The 12,264-nt window shown below is 44.3% G+C and carries 14 protein-coding genes (1 of these 14 cut by a window edge); 6 read left to right on the plus strand and 8 right to left on the minus strand.

Going from position 1 to position 12,264, the window contains the following annotated elements:
* On the minus strand, positions 1–391 hold the 5' portion of the coding sequence (locus ACVFI8_RS07390) for a flavin reductase family protein (RefSeq protein WP_248714097.1). It extends 224 nt beyond the left edge of the window; 391 of the gene's 615 nt are visible here — the first part of the coding sequence; it begins with the start codon at positions 389–391; its stop codon lies off the left edge, out of view.
* A gap of 74 nt (positions 392–465) precedes the next feature.
* A complete protein-coding gene (locus tag ACVFI8_RS07395; RefSeq protein WP_248714096.1) occupies positions 466–1,590 on the minus strand; it encodes a pyridoxal-phosphate-dependent aminotransferase family protein in 1,125 nt (374 codons plus the stop codon).
* A gap of 783 nt (positions 1,591–2,373) precedes the next feature.
* Between ACVFI8_RS07395 and ACVFI8_RS07400 the strand changes: the two genes are divergently transcribed.
* Positions 2,374–2,583 (plus strand): DUF1127 domain-containing protein, encoded by a 210-nt coding sequence (locus ACVFI8_RS07400; protein ID WP_248714095.1) that lies wholly within the window; start codon positions 2,374–2,376, stop codon positions 2,581–2,583.
* Positions 2,584–2,703: 120 nt separating this feature from the next.
* Positions 2,704–3,636 carry a tRNA (adenosine(37)-N6)-dimethylallyltransferase MiaA gene (gene miaA, locus ACVFI8_RS07405; protein ID WP_248714094.1) on the plus strand — a complete coding sequence of 311 codons (933 nt, stop codon included), beginning with the start codon at positions 2,704–2,706 and terminating at the stop codon, positions 3,634–3,636.
* Here miaA and ACVFI8_RS07410 read toward each other — a convergent pair.
* Together ACVFI8_RS07410 and ACVFI8_RS07415 are read right to left on the minus strand one after the other, a co-directional pair.
* Positions 3,633–3,878, minus strand: a complete 246-nt coding sequence (locus tag ACVFI8_RS07410; RefSeq protein WP_248714093.1) for a DUF3624 family protein — start codon at positions 3,876–3,878, stop codon at positions 3,633–3,635. The genes miaA and ACVFI8_RS07410 overlap by 4 nt on opposite strands.
* A 32-nt stretch (positions 3,879–3,910) precedes the next feature.
* Entirely contained in the window at positions 3,911–5,302 is a 1,392-nt protein-coding gene (locus ACVFI8_RS07415) for a coniferyl aldehyde dehydrogenase (protein WP_248714092.1), read from the minus strand.
* A 138-nt stretch (positions 5,303–5,440) separates the two neighbouring features.
* On the opposite strand from ACVFI8_RS07415, the gene ACVFI8_RS07420 reads away from it, so the two are divergent.
* Genes ACVFI8_RS07420 through ACVFI8_RS07430 form a run of 3 tightly spaced genes read left to right on the plus strand, consistent with a single transcriptional unit; the run spans position 5,441 to position 7,576 of the window.
* Positions 5,441–6,424, plus strand: coding sequence for a hydrolase (locus ACVFI8_RS07420; protein ID WP_256469379.1), 984 nt, complete (start codon positions 5,441–5,443; stop codon positions 6,422–6,424).
* Positions 6,421–6,669, plus strand: a complete 249-nt coding sequence (locus tag ACVFI8_RS07425) for a YheU family protein (RefSeq protein ID WP_248714090.1) — start codon at positions 6,421–6,423, stop codon at positions 6,667–6,669. Before ACVFI8_RS07420 ends, ACVFI8_RS07425 begins: the two co-directional genes overlap by 4 nt.
* A gap of 37 nt (positions 6,670–6,706) precedes the next feature.
* Positions 6,707–7,576: a phosphoribulokinase gene (locus ACVFI8_RS07430; RefSeq protein ID WP_248714089.1), complete on the plus strand. Its 870-nt coding sequence runs from the start codon at positions 6,707–6,709 to the stop codon at positions 7,574–7,576.
* On the opposite strand, the gene ACVFI8_RS07435 is transcribed toward ACVFI8_RS07430, so the two are convergent.
* The gene (locus ACVFI8_RS07435) at positions 7,573–7,980 is read right to left on the minus strand and encodes an OsmC family protein (protein ID WP_457873493.1); all 408 of its coding nucleotides are present in this window, start codon (positions 7,978–7,980) and stop codon (positions 7,573–7,575) included. The two genes, ACVFI8_RS07430 and ACVFI8_RS07435, sit on opposite strands and share 4 nt — an antisense overlap.
* Before the next feature lie 212 nt (positions 7,981–8,192).
* Between ACVFI8_RS07435 and crp the strand changes: the two genes are divergently transcribed.
* Positions 8,193–8,831, plus strand: a complete 639-nt coding sequence (gene crp, locus ACVFI8_RS07440; protein ID WP_016403770.1) for a cAMP-activated global transcriptional regulator CRP — start codon at positions 8,193–8,195, stop codon at positions 8,829–8,831.
* Between the two features lie 60 nt (positions 8,832–8,891).
* Here crp and ACVFI8_RS07445 read toward each other — a convergent pair whose 3' ends face one another.
* From ACVFI8_RS07445 to astA, 3 genes are read right to left on the minus strand one after another with little or no spacing between them, the layout of a single operon-like run.
* The gene (locus ACVFI8_RS07445) at positions 8,892–9,686 is read right to left on the minus strand and encodes a 2-oxoadipate dioxygenase/decarboxylase family protein (RefSeq protein ID WP_457873494.1); all 795 of its coding nucleotides are present in this window, start codon (positions 9,684–9,686) and stop codon (positions 8,892–8,894) included.
* A 10-nt stretch (positions 9,687–9,696) separates the two neighbouring features.
* Complete coding sequence (gene astD, locus ACVFI8_RS07450) at positions 9,697–11,166, minus strand: succinylglutamate-semialdehyde dehydrogenase (protein ID WP_248714086.1); 1,470 nt, start codon at positions 11,164–11,166, stop codon at positions 9,697–9,699.
* 41 nt (positions 11,167–11,207) lie between these two features.
* Positions 11,208–12,239, minus strand: coding sequence for an arginine N-succinyltransferase (gene astA / locus ACVFI8_RS07455; RefSeq protein WP_248714085.1), 1,032 nt, complete (start codon positions 12,237–12,239; stop codon positions 11,208–11,210).
* Between the last annotated feature and the right edge of the window lie 25 nt (positions 12,240–12,264).

Here is a 12,264-nt window from a genome sequence, read left to right on the forward strand (position 1 = left end):
GCGCATCACTTAAGCGAGGCAAAGCAAAATCAGCAAATGGAGTTAAGCCTAATTGTTGAGCGAGAACTTCAGACTCTCCATGCGGCAGTGTTTTGGCTGACTCGGTCACTTGCTTAGCTTGCAAGGCACTCGCAATATGTACCACACAATGTTTGTGCCGCTGAATATTTACCTTAGTATCTTTATCGCTACCGTCTGGCTTTTTGCCTAGCGATAACATGATTAAGGGTGGATCTGAACTTAGCGCAGTGAAATAAGAGAAAGGCGCTAAGTTATAGGAATCAACAAACCCGTTATCACTGAGCACCCACGCTATAGGCCGAGGCACAATAGTTTGAGTCATACAGTGATAAATCTGGTTACTGCTTAAATCTGCAAAATTGATCTGCACTAAAGTCTCCCTAATGAGGATAAAACAATTAACCCGCTAACGCGGGTTTCTTCCATCAATATAGCGAGGTTCGGCTAGCCTTGCTCCAATACCTCACTAAGGGCCGCTAAACACAAACTGACATTTTCTTGCTTGGCTGCATAGCCCATTAACCCAATACGCCAAGCCTTACCGGCAAACTGACCAAGGCCAGCACCAATTTCAAGGTTGTAGTCATTGAGTAAACGACTGCGAATGGCTTGCTCATCGATACCCTCAGGAATAGCCACTAAATTTAGTTGCGGTAAACGACAACTTTCATCGACCATCAGCTCCAGACCAATTTTCTTTAAACCTGCCGCTAACGCAGCATGTTGTTTAGCATGGCGCTGCCAAGCTTGCTCCAAGCCCTCTTTATATAGCATTAGCAATGATTCGTGTAGCGCGTATAAAGCCGTCACTGGAGCAGTATGATGATATGAGCGTTTTTGTTCGCCAGACCAATAGCCCATGACTAAGGTTTGGTCGAGAAACCAGCTTTGAACTTTGGTTTTGCGGCTTGTTAACTTATCAATGGCAGCTTGGCTAAAACTCACTGGCGATAAACCGGGTACACATGACAAACACTTTTGGCTACCTGAATAGATAGCATCAATTCCCCATTCATCAACCTTAAGCGGAATACCGCCTAAGGACGTAACCGCATCAACGATGCTTAAGCTCCCATATTGTTTAGCCAGAGCACATAGCGCTTTAGCGTCGGAAGCGACACCGGTTGAGGTTTCAGCATGCACAAAGGCTAGCACTTTAGTGTCAGGGTTAAGCTCAAGAGCTTGGGCCACTTTGGAAACAGAAACGGGCTCTCCCCAGTTATCTTCGACAACCACCGCAATTGCACCACAACGCTCTACATTTTCCAGCATGCGTTGGCCAAATACACCGTTAATGCACACGATCACCTTGTCGCCAGGCTCAAGCAAATTAACAAAGCACGTTTCCATGCCTGCAGAACCCGGAGCAGAAACGGCAAAGGTATGTGGATTGCTTGTTTGAAATGCGTATTGCAGTAAAGCTTTAATCTCATCCATCATGTTTACGAACAGTGGATCTAAGTGGCCGATAATAGGGCGACTTTGCGCTTGCAACACTTGTGGCGAGATATCAGAAGGGCCGGGACCCATTAAGATCCGCCGCGGGGGATTAAAAGAACTCACGTTCATCCTAATGTCCTTATATTGTTATTTATTGTAATTATAGATGTTACGTAATTACTCTAACATCGCCTCAACAAAAGTTGAACATAAAGCATACAAACAGTACTTTAGTTTCTGGCCTATCTTAACGATGGCCTTTACAAATGGACATTGAGTTCAAGAAAAAAACTAAACCTCTAAATGCTACACACCGACCCAAAACCACCTCAATCAAAATAAATATAGCTAACCCAAAAAAAGAGGGATTAAGTTTTAAAAAACGGAGTCGTTCAGCCATGTGATTCAAAATAAATGAATAAGATCAAAACTCACCCTAAAAACACACTTAAAAACAACAAATTTAACAATTAACTCACCTCCATTCGTCTTCTACATAGTGAAATATCGGCAGTGAAAATTGATCTAAGTCAGGAAAAGCACCGACTTTAAATATCGCAAGAAAGCCTTTAAAATAAAGGAATAAACCCAAACATCGCCTAAGAAAAAGAGGCAGGAATAATTAGTCAAAAGTTAAATAACGAATAGTAACAAATGCCCGAACAACAAACTGGCTAAAAATCAGGCTTACAGACTCATTTTTCAGTAACATGAACTTATAGTTTGTTATACAACATACTAAAAATGCAATTATAAGAATAATTATTCACGGAATATTTGGCATTTAAATTTCATCGACAACAAACACTAACGCATTAGTTTTTCTAATCATAAATAGGTGTTTTATTTTGTTTGAGAAAGTCGATTAGAGGATCTAGTATGGCGCCATCAACTGAGATGAGGTCCTACATTATGAGCACTAACGTAAATACTATTAGCAACACCAAAAACACTTCTTTGTTCCAACACATCACTGAAGTTTACCAACTTTGTAATGTTTGGCTCTTACGTCAAAAAAGCCGCCGTCAATTAGCGCAGCTACCTGCTTACTTACTACGTGACATTGGTTTAAGCGAAGCTGATCGCTACCAAGAATCACGTAAGCATTTCTGGGAAAACTAGTCAGACAGATTGCTTTCAGCCAAGGATCTCAGGCTTTTTTAAACGGCATGCTGCTTTGCACATGCCGTTTTTGTTTTTTCTTGTTACCATTCCCTCCTTTCTATCGTTATGAATACCACCATGCAAACACACTCAGCTAATCTAATTGTTGTACTTGGACCTACTGCTTCTGGGAAAACCCAACTAGGCGTTGAGTTAGCACGGCATTATGCTGGTGAAGTGCTATCGGCTGATTCTCGTCAGGTATATCGAGGCCTCGATATTGGCTCGGGTAAAGATTTGGCCGAGTATCAAGAAGTCCCCTATCACCTCATTGATATCGTGGACCCCGATACGGAATACAGCGTGTTTCACTTCCAGCGAGATTTTTTCGCTGCTTTTACAGCAATCAAACAAGCGGGAAAGCTACCTATTATGGTGGGTGGAACAGGCCTCTATATTGATGCGGTGACCCAAAATTATCAGCTAAACGAAGCACCGGTAAATAAAGCCTTACGAGACGAGCTTGCTCTACTTGACCTAGAGCAGTTGCAACAACGACTACTGACATTAAAACCAGAGCAGCATAATAGTACTGACCTAACGGTTCGTCCGCGCTTAGTCCGAGCCATAGAGATTGCTGAAACAGACTGCAACATAGAGCCAACAAAAATTGTCGAGCATCCCCATATAAGCCCCCTATATATGGGCATTCGTTGGCCTCGTTCGGTACTGCGAGAGCGAATTACCCTAAGGCTTAAACAACGCTTAGAAGAGGGTTTAATAGAAGAGGTTCAAGGCCTACATGCCAAGGGTGTTAGCTATCAAAAGCTTGAATTTTATGGTTTAGAGTACCGTTTAGTTGCGCAGTACCTGCAAGATCAGCTTAGCTACAATGACATGTTCCAGAAACTCAATTCGCAAATTCATCAATTTGCCAAACGCCAAGACACTTGGTTTAGAAAAATGGAACGGCGTGGGGACACCATTCACTGGTTAGATCCCGAGCAAAACATACTACAGCAGGCTATCAGTATTATTGAGCCTAGTTTAGTTGAGCTGAAAACAAACTAGGTTTTCGGTGGCTTAGCGGTAAACCAGCGGTAATAAAAGAACATTAACCAATGAGCAAGGCTAAGCAAAAAAAAAGCTGTAAAGGCCAACCATAAGCTCAGCTGGTATACCGCTACATCGCCGCTGTTTAACACACTTAGCCCTAACATAATTAGCCAGCCGAGATTAGCCAGCCACATACACTGCTGGCAACGTCCCAACTTTTCAACAAACCAAGCTTTCTGGCAAAACTGACAATTCAAGATAATGACCTTATAAAACCCGAGCTCATGAATTATCCACGCGTCATTAGTTTGATCAATAGATCAGTCAACTTTGTGTAGGGTGGCCGCATCAAACTAATAGCCGCAAACCGGCTTTGCCTAAATATAGGCAGCATTTTGGAAAACTGTACAAACCCATCATAGCCATGGTAGTGGCCCATTCCGCTAGCGCCTACACCGCCAAACGGTAATTCGTGCTGCGCCACATGCAACAACACATCGTTAATACATACACCGCCCGCTTGAGTTTGCTGCACCACTTGTTGCTGAGTTTGTCGCTTATCGCTAAAAATATACAACGCAAGCGGGTGCTCTCGCTGGGTGACATAGTCTATTGCTTGTGACAGTTCATCGTACTCAATCACAGGCAACAATGGGCCAAATATTTCTTCTTGCATTAGCGCCATATCAGCTTTGGCGTTAAATACTAAAGTAGGCGCAATTTTGGCTGGGCTTTCTCCAGGGATCAGCGTGATGGCCTTGCCACCCAGCTCAATGGCTTCGGCCAACAGCTTATTGATGCGTGCTGCAAAGTCGCTAGAAATAATGGTAGAAATAGAACTGTCAGCCAAGGTTTCATAATGTTTTTTGCAGTAGTTTAAGCATGCATCAATAAAAGCTTGTCGCTGCGCTTTTGGTAGCAACACGTAATCGGGGGCGACACACGTTTGGCCAGCATTAAACAGTTTGCCCATCATGATCCGCTCAGCGGCTAGTTTTATCGAATAATCGTCCGCGATAATTACCGGAGATTTACCGCCCAACTCCAAAGTAACAGGCGTGAGGTTTTCAGCTGCCGCTTGCATCACTTTACGCCCCGTATTGGTTGAACCGGTAAACACCAAATGATCAAAGGCTAACGCAGAGAACACCGGCCCTAACTCGCCATCATCGGCATAAATGGAAATCAGATCCTCCGGTAAATATTGCGGTAATAAACGAATCAGCAGCTCAGCTAAACGAGGACTTAACTCTGACATTTTCACCATTGCTTTATTACCAGCAGCTAAAGCATCCGTTAGCGGGCCTATAGCAAGGTATAAAGGATAGTTCCAAGGCACGATTACACCAACCACACCAAGTGGCTGAGGCTCCACATGGTTACGGGCCCCTAAATGCCAAATGGCTGTACCTTTGCGTTGCGGCTTAAGCCACTTTTTAAGGTGCTTTAGCGTATAACGAATACCTTCAATCGAGGGAAATAATTCGATTAATTGGGTTTCATGAGAACTTCGATGACCAAAGTCTTGACTAATAGCCTGAATAATCGCGTTTTGGTTCTCCTGCAGCAGCTTTAGTAATTGCTTAAGGTTGTATTGGCGCTGTTGCAAGCTCGGGTAAGTTTGCAACTTAAATGCGCTTTGCATAGTTAACAATTGGTTTGATAAATGCTGCTGGGCCAAGGGATCACCTATTTGTGTATGATTACCAACTCAGGATATGTTACCCATGGTAACTTGTAAATATAAAAATCACAAAGCTTGAACATTTTGACGGCTAACCGCATAGTTTACTGGTAAGTTCGATCTAGGAGATAGCATATTACTTCAACACATTTTACCGCTCCTTGGTGGGCTAAAAATAGGCATGTGCAAACCTTACTGCCGACTTTTTTATTACGCAATAAGACGCAAAAACTTGAATGGCAAAAGTTAGATCTCGCCGATGGTGACTTTGTCGATTTAGCCTGGGTAGGTAGCGCTACCGCTGATTATGCACAGCAGCCTATAGTGGTGGTATTTCACGGTTTAGAAGGCAGTGTACACTCACCTTATGCCAAAGGCATTTTACACGCCTGTAATCAGCAAGGTTGGCGTGCGGTAGTGATGCATTTTCGCGGCTGCAGCGGCAAGCCGAATAAGTTATGGAGAGGTTATCACAGCGGGGAAATTGGCGATGCAACGGCCTGCCTAACATACCTGCAGCAGCAATACCCTGAAGCCCCTCTGCTTGCCTTAGGCTATTCATTAGGCGGTAATATGCTAGTGAACTATTTAGCTAAAACGCCAAGTTCCCCCTTAAAAGCCGCAGTGATAGTTTCGCCACCACTTAACTTAGCCGCATGTTCAGAGCAACTTCAACGTGGTTTCTCTAAGGTATATCAGCACCATTTGTTGTCTCGCATGAAAAACAATTTGTGTCAAAAAATCAGTCATACATCGCAAGCACCATTACAGGAAAAACAAGTGCAAACCTGGCGCAACTTCGTTGAATTTGATGATCATTACACCGCTAAAGCGCATGGTTTTAGCAGTGCAGCTGATTACTACCAACGCTGCAGCGGTTTACCCTTATTAAAAGATATACAATTGCCTACGCTAGTAATCCATGCTGCAGACGACCCCTTTATGGATCATCGTGTCATTCCCAACAAAGAACAGCTTGGTCAGGCTGTTGAGTACCGTTTAAGTCGCACTGGTGGACATGTTGGCTTTGTAGGTGGTAGCCTGCTGCGCCCCAAATTTTGGTTGGAATCAACAATTCCACAATGGTTTAAACTGCAACTCGAGCAAACAACAAAATGATAATTCCTTGGCAACAACTTGAAGCTGACACTTTTAATGCTTTATTGGAAAGCTACGTGCTTCGAGAGGGTACCGATTATGGCGAGCAAGAACTTAGCCTAGCGGATAAACTAGAACAAATTAAACAACAAGTTATTAATGGTTCGGTTTTAATCGTATACTCAGAGCTTCATGAAACAGTAAACTTAATTGCCAAAGAGCAGTTTGATGCCTCTGCCATGGAAGGGCAGCAGGATGATGGGTAAACCATGTTTATAGTCATCACCAACGGAAAAGGCCACTATGTCAGCTAAGCATCCAGTTATTGCCGTTACCGGTTCTTCAGGCGCAGGTACATCAACCACCAGCGAAGTGTTCGCTCACTTATTTCGACAACACAAGCTAAACGCAGCATTTATTGAAGGAGACAGTTTCCACCGTTACACACGCCCCGAAATGGATGTTGCCATTCGTAAAGCTCGCGAGCATGGTAAGCACATTAGCTATTTTGGCCCGGAAGCTAACGACTTCAATCTGTTATATGATTTTTTCAAACAATACGGGGAGGACGGTACCGGTCAATATCGCCGCTATTTACATACTTTCGATGAAGCCGTTCCTTACAATCAAATGCCAGGAACCTTTACACCGTGGCAAGATTTACCCGAAGAAACCGAGGTACTGTTCTACGAAGGTTTACATGGTGGCGTGGTTTACGATGAAAAAAATGTAGCCTCAAAGGTCGACTTATTGATCGGCATGGTACCGATTGTTAACTTGGAGTGGATTCAAAAGTTAGTCAGAGATACCACCGAGCGAGGCCACTCTAGAGAAGCAGTACAAGAATCGATTGTTCGTTCTATGGATGATTATATTAACTATATTACTCCGCAATTTTCGCGCACCCATATTAACTTCCAACGTGTCCCCACTGTTGATACCTCGAACCCATTTAGCGCAAAGAGCATTCCTTCGCTCGATGAGAGTATGTTAGTGATCCGCTTTAGAGGTTTAAAAAATGTCGACTTTCCCTACCTGTTACAAATGATAGATGGCGCCTACATGTCTAGACAAAACACCATTGTGGTACCTGGCGGTAAAATGGGTTTTGCTATGGAACTGATTTTGTCACCAATGATTCAGCAATTATTAGAGACCGGTAAAATCCGTTAACTGGCATTTTCTATGCGGTAGCTGTGGCTTATGTCACAGCTTTTACCTAACATTAAAGACACTGAACAGTACTTTTCCATACTCAATTGCACAGCACGAGCGACGTGCTTTTCACTTAAGTCTACACCACTTACTACAAACTCTAGGTGAATTTTAGTAAATACGCGCGGTGTACCTTCAGCCCGTTCAGCATCAAGATTAACTTTACAATCAGTAACTTGCTGCCTAGCCTTGCTTAAAATAGAAATGATATCCACAGAACTACAGCCACCAGCTGCCATTAAAACATATTCCATTGGGCTTGCAGCAGCCTTGCCGGCGTCTCCATCCATCAAAATTTGGTGGCCTGAGCTACTATTACCGACAAACTGCAGTTCTTTGGACCAGTTTACTGTTGCTTTCATATTAGATTCCCCTGATAAACATTTCGTCGGCCAGCTTAATCTAGGTCAAGGTTCAACACCAGTATTTACCTCATACTAAAGGCGTATAAATGCCTTGCAGCAAAGTCCGAAGCCTTTTATGCTAGAGGCGGAATGGACGACTATTACAATAAAATACAATTTGTTAGTTATAAAGCTAATAAATAATTATAAAGACAGAGGATTTCTTTAATATGGTAATTGGCAAACCTCAAGCTGATCCGGTGATGGAGTGGTTTCTTTCTCACTGTCACATACATAAGTACCCATCAAAAAGTACTTTGATTCATGCTGGCGAAAAAGCAGAAACTCTTTACTACATCGTAAAAGGCTCGGTCGCAGTATTGATTAAAGATGAAGAAGGCAAGGAAATGATCTTGTCTTACTTGAATCAAGGCGACTTCATGGGTGAATTGGGTCTTTTCGAAGACACTGAGAATCCAATTCGTACCGCTTGGATCAGGGCTAAAAGTCCTTGTGAGGTAGCGGAAATTTCTTATAAGAAATTCCGTCAGCTAATCCAAGTTAACCCTGAAATTTTGATGCGCCTTTCAGGCCAAATGGCTAATCGTTTGCAAATCACCAGCCAAAAAGTCGGTGACTTAGCATTCTTAGACGTTACAGGTCGAATTGCACAAACTTTATTGAATCTAGCTAAGCAACCAGATGCGATGACTCATCCAGATGGTATGCAAATTAAGATTACCCGCCAAGAGATCGGCCAGATTGTTGGTTGTTCTCGTGAAACGGTAGGCCGTATTCTTAAGATGTTAGAAGAGCAAGAACTGATTACTGCACACGGTAAAACTATAGTGGTTTACGGAACGCGCTAGTATCAGCTGGTAAAAAAAGCCGCTTAAGCGGCTTTTTTTGTGCCTAAAGAAATGCTGCAGCTATGATGTTCTGTCTGTGCTGCTAAAGATTTTATCCGCAGACGCCTCAACAAATCCCGAGTACAGCTCGCCATCCGGTTTGGGATAGCGCTGCGCAAACTCATAGAAACAACTGGGTATGCTTTGTGTACCATCGTCAAACACCACCTCTGCTTCGTCTGCCATGGTAGATGACTGCTCTAGCAATACCTCTGCTGACCCCTTAATCTCGCCACCCACAGTATTTAATCTAAAACCGGCATCTAACAAACATCGATTCACCTGCTGTAGGCTGTCAAACCCCGCTAATTGATTGACCGAAATAGTAAAATGATTAGCACGGTAACCATAGGCGGCTAACCACGCTGCGTACTCACTCTCTTTAAGCAAGGTTTGATAATCAGCATAAGTTAATTGCCAAGGCCTTCCAGAAAAGAATACCTCTGGGCGCTGGTATAACGCTAAACTCACTTGAGCCGCTAAGCGCTGAATAATGGCTTGCGACGCTGTAGACAAACTCTCAACTTGTAGTTCACTAATGAACACTTTGGGCACACTAGGGTCATCATGTTCATAATGGGCGGCATCTAAATGTTTATTAGCAAAATGGTAACTTCCGCCTTTACGGTAACCCATCGCTAACAGGTGTCTAGCAAAGGCTTCAAGCCCTGTTCCGGCCAAGTTAAAGGTTCGCACCGCTATGTGGTCATTAACGATGTGTGCGCCCTCACCCAGTAACTGACGAATAGAATCGGCACTAGGGGTAACGGCCACATATTGCTGCCATAAACGGTCAAAAAATAAGTCTAGCGTCATTACCCTCTCCTTAGAAATGTAAGCCAGGGCTAAGAACCGTCGGCATTACACTGGCTTTCCCTTCCATTGATGCCACTGGATAAGCACAGTAATCGGCGGCATACTTAGCACTAGCACGATGGTTACCTGAAGCCCCTACGCCACCAAATGGCGCTGCGCTGGATGCCCCAGTGATTGAACGATTCCAGTTAACAATGCCAGCACGAATGCGATGGCGAAAATTTTCCCACTTGGCTTCATCACAACTTAACAATCCAGCAGACAAGCCATAGCGCGTATTGTTGGCCTGAGCGATAGCCTCATCCCAGTCTGAGTAACGAAGCACTTGCAACAATGGACCGAAATATTCTTCGTCTGGTAAATCCGTAACGCCACTAATATCGATGATACCGGGTGTAACGAAACCTTTATGCTCTTCTAATTGGCTTAATACCACCAGAGATGTTGCGCCTAGGTCTTGAAGTTTTTGCTGTGCACTCACCATACCGGCCGCAGCTTTGGCGCTAATCATTGCCCCCATAAACGGCTGATGTTCTGCATCATAATCTCCGACTTCGATGGCTTTAGTCACGGCGATCAAGCGGGTCAAAATTTGCTCACCTTGCTCAGTATTTGGGATAAACAATCGGCGGGCACAGGTACAGCGTTGTCCGGCAGAGATAAAGGCCGACTGCACAATATCGTGCACCGCTGCATCAACATCCGCGACTTGGTCAATCACTAAAGGATTATTCCCCCCCATTTCAAGCGCCAATATTTTATCCGGCTGACTGGCAAACTGCTGGTGTAACACATGCCCGGTACTCGAACTTCCGGTGAAGAACAATCCATCGATACCAGCGTGAGAAGCCAGTGCTTTACCGGTATCGACCTCGCCTTGCACTAAATTGAGCACGCCCTCTGGCAAACCCGCTTGCTGCCACAATTTAACAATACTTTCAGAAGTATAAGGGGTTAATTCCGAAGGTTTTAACACTACCGTATTGCCAGCAATCAATGCCGGTACAATATGGCCATTAGGCAGATGCCCAGGAAAGTTATATGGGCCAAATACAGCGACAACGCCATGCGGCTTGTGCCGTAATACAGCGGTGGCAATGGGTAGCTCAGCAGACGACTCACCAGTCCGCTCAAAATAAGCTTTCTCTGAAATAGCCACTTTACCAATCATAGCTGCGATTTCGGTGCGCGTTTCCCACAGTGGCTTACCCGTTTCTTGAGCGATAACTAAGGCTAAAGACTCTTTATTTTCCTCGAGTAAGCCCGCGAATTGCTTAATAATGGTGACTCGGGCTTCCACTCCACTCATGTACCACGCAAACTGGCTCGCTCTAGCAGCACTTACTGCAGCGTCAACCTGACTCTCCACCGCCGCATGCCCCTGCCAAACACAATGGTTTTTAGCGGGATCGATAGACTTAAAAGAAGTACCTTTACCCGCTAACCATTGACCATTAATAAACTGATTTAAATGTTCCATTTACCACCTCACATCCATTATTGCTGCCCTAGGGCAAGGCACTATTGTTCGAAACGCAAGGCGCCTACTCGAATACTTGCGCCATTGGTCACTTCCAAAGCAGAAGCGGTCTCTTTCGATACCACCGCGGTATGTTGTTGAAGATCAATATCGATCACTGAAGCACAGGCGCGAAAATCTTTTAGGCGTGCATTTGTCAGCAACATTTGCTGTGCTGAAGCGCTAGGCTCACCGATAGCGACTGTTAATTTGAAAGAATGTTTAACACTCTCTATCAACTTTAGAGGGCACTCTACGGTTGGACCCGCATCAAAAATATCCACGTATCCGTGTTTACAAAAACCTTCATCCTCAAGCAAGCGCAAAGCCGGACGGGTTTTCTCATGTACTTCACCGATTACCGCTTGAGCGTCTTTACTGAGTAGGTTTACGTAGATAGGGTATTTAGGCATCAGCTCTGCGATAAATTCCTTTTTGCCCACCCCGGTCAAATAATCCGCGGTAGGAAAATCAACACTAAAGAAGTTGTCTTGTAGCCATTGCCAAAAAGGCGAACGCCCCTGCTCATCAGACACCCCGCGCATTTCGGCGATGACGGACTCATCAAAGCGCTCGGGATTCTCAGCCATCAACAAGAAACGACACTTAGACAACAAACGGCCATTTTGACCTTCACGATGCGATTCGTTTAAAAACAAGGTGCATAATTCAGTCACGCCAGTGTAGTCATTAGTGAGGGTTAGTGTCTCGACCACGTTGTATACATTAAGGCTGCGTGAAGCATGAACCACCTTTCCTAGGTGATAAGTATAAAAAGGGCTACTCATACCAACCGCGGCATCGATAGCACAAGTACCGACAACCTCTCCGCTTTCGGTATCCTCAGCCACCATTAAATAATGTTGGTCACCGGGTTTATCTGCTTCAGCAGCAAAAGAACGAATCGAATGTGCTAACTTTTCTCGCAACAAGGGCTCATCAACGGGTAAGGAGGTAAAGCCTATCCCAGACGCAACGGCCATTTGTAACAAAGCAGGGTAGTCCGCTTCCTTAATAGGACGGATAACTAACATGCCACATCTCCCTTTCATCAAGTAG

This window comes from Agarivorans sp. MS3-6, assembly GCF_054112545.1.

Excerpts from the sequence above, each read along its gene's own strand:
- crp (WP_016403770.1), top strand. The coding sequence starts at position 8,193 with ATGGTAATTGGCAAACCTCAAGCTGATCCGGTGATGGAGTGGTTTCTT.
- astA (WP_248714085.1), bottom strand. The coding sequence starts at position 12,239 with ATGTTAGTTATCCGTCCTATTAAGGAAGCGGACTACCCTGCTTTGTTA.
- ACVFI8_RS07445 (WP_457873494.1), bottom strand. The coding sequence starts at position 9,686 with ATGACGCTAGACTTATTTTTTGACCGTTTATGGCAGCAATATGTGGCC.
- ACVFI8_RS07435 (WP_457873493.1), bottom strand. The coding sequence starts at position 7,980 with ATGAAAGCAACAGTAAACTGGTCCAAAGAACTGCAGTTTGTCGGTAAT.
- ACVFI8_RS07400 (WP_248714095.1), top strand. The coding sequence starts at position 2,374 with ATGAGCACTAACGTAAATACTATTAGCAACACCAAAAACACTTCTTTG.
- astD (WP_248714086.1), bottom strand. The coding sequence starts at position 11,166 with ATGGAACATTTAAATCAGTTTATTAATGGTCAATGGTTAGCGGGTAAA.
- ACVFI8_RS07425 (WP_248714090.1), top strand. The coding sequence starts at position 6,421 with ATGATAATTCCTTGGCAACAACTTGAAGCTGACACTTTTAATGCTTTA.
- ACVFI8_RS07395 (WP_248714096.1), bottom strand. The coding sequence starts at position 1,590 with ATGAACGTGAGTTCTTTTAATCCCCCGCGGCGGATCTTAATGGGTCCC.
- miaA (WP_248714094.1), top strand. The coding sequence starts at position 2,704 with ATGCAAACACACTCAGCTAATCTAATTGTTGTACTTGGACCTACTGCT.
- ACVFI8_RS07430 (WP_248714089.1), top strand. The coding sequence starts at position 6,707 with ATGTCAGCTAAGCATCCAGTTATTGCCGTTACCGGTTCTTCAGGCGCA.